This window comes from Sandarakinorhabdus cyanobacteriorum (assembly GCF_002251755.1).
GTDB lineage: Bacteria > Pseudomonadota > Alphaproteobacteria > Sphingomonadales > Sphingomonadaceae > Sandarakinorhabdus > Sandarakinorhabdus cyanobacteriorum.
Window position 1 is genome coordinate 1 of record NZ_NOXT01000076.1, and the last position, 1,215, is coordinate 1,215.

General features: G+C 61.1%; 1 pseudogene. It reads right to left on the minus strand.

What is annotated here, in order from left to right:
* A pseudogene (locus CHU93_RS03135) lies at positions 1 to 1,136 on the minus strand (IS3 family transposase); the annotation flags it as partial.
* Positions 1,137 to 1,215: the final 79 nt, after the last annotated feature.

Sequence of the window (1,215 nt, forward strand, 5' to 3'; positions counted from 1 at the left end):
CGTTTGCCCCTGACCGCTTCTGCAACGTTATCGGCGGCTTGTTGCCGATCGCGCTGTGTGGTCGTTCCTCGTTGTAGTCTCTACGCCATGCCTCGCATTTTGTCACCGCGTCTCCCAGGCTCATGAACCAGTGCGCGTTCAGGCATTCCGCCCGGAACTTGCCATTGAAGGACTCGATGAAGGCATTATCCGTCGGTTTGCCGGGCCGGCTGAAGTCGAGCGTTACCCCTTTCATGTAGGCCCACAGGTCGAGCTCACGGGAGATGAACTCGCTGCCTTGGTCAACGCGGATCGACCCCGGATAGCCCACCTGGGCACAGACCCGTTCCAGCACCTCGACCACGTCGGATGCCCGGAACCGGAACCGCGGAACGACCGCCGGTGCATAACGACTGAACGTGTCGACGATCGTCAGGATGCGCAGCTTCGGGCCTGTCGCCAGCTGGTCATGAACAAAGTCCATCGACCAGGTCTCGTTCGGCCCAGTTGCCGCGCAGCGGCCTTCACGCAGTTTTGCCTTCACCCGGNTCCGGTTGCCGCGCAGCGGCCTTCACGCAGTTTTGCCTTCACCCGGCGCTTGGGTGGCTTGCGGCGCAGCTGCAAGCCCATCTCCTTGTAAAGGCGATAGATCCGCTTCCCGTTCACGTCCCAGCCCTCCCGGCGCAACAGCACATGGATCCGGCGATAGCCGTATCGAACCCGCGTCTCCGCAATCTCCTTGATCCGTTGCTTCAGGTCGGCCTGCTCAGTCCGACAGCCTTTGTAGTGGTAACTGGATCGCTCTGCTCGAAGCACGTTGCAGGCCCGCCTGATGCTCACCTGCCACGCCGCCCGAACCTCATCGACCAGCTGCCGCCGCCGAGCAGGCCTCAGAGCTTTCGCGAGACGACATCCTGCAACATCGCCTTGTCCAGACTCAGATCCGCGACAAGCCGTTTGAGCTTGGCGTTCTCCTCTTCCAGCTGGCGAAGCCTCTTCATCTCGGACGGCATCAATCCGGCGTACTTCTTGCGCCAGTTGTAGAACGTCGCCTCGCTGATCCCAGCCTTCCGGCAGACCTCACCGATGCTCGTTCCATCCTCCGCCTGCTTCAGCACGAAGGCAATCTGCGCCTCCGAGAACTTCGATCGCTTCATCGCTTCCTCCGTCTCCCGGCCATCATCCTAAACTGGAAAATTCCAGCTCAAAACGGCCCAGGAAACGGGAAGCAGGTCA